Consider the following 255-nt stretch of genomic DNA (forward strand, 5'->3'; position numbering starts at 1 on the left):
GCCTGCGCACGCTTTACGCCCAGTAATTCCGATTAACGCTTGCACCCTACGTATTACCGCGGCTGCTGGCACGTAGTTAGCCGGTGCTTATTCTTCAGGTACCGTCATGAGGACCAGATATTAGCCAGTCCCTTTTCTTCCCTGACAAAAGAGCTTTACAACCCGAAGGCCTTCTTCACTCACGCGGCATTGCTGGATCAGGGTTGCCCCCATTGTCCAAAATTCCCCACTGCTGCCTCCCGTAGGAGTCTGGAC

The 255-nt window shown here is 54.1% G+C and carries 1 rRNA gene; it reads right to left on the minus strand.

From position 1 onward, the window contains the following. Window positions 1-255: ribosomal RNA gene (locus GTP58_RS32015) — 16S ribosomal RNA — on the minus strand; the annotation flags it as partial.

This window comes from Duganella sp. CY15W (assembly GCF_009857555.1).
In the GTDB taxonomy this organism is placed as follows: domain Bacteria; phylum Pseudomonadota; class Gammaproteobacteria; order Burkholderiales; family Burkholderiaceae_D; genus Rugamonas; species Rugamonas sacchari.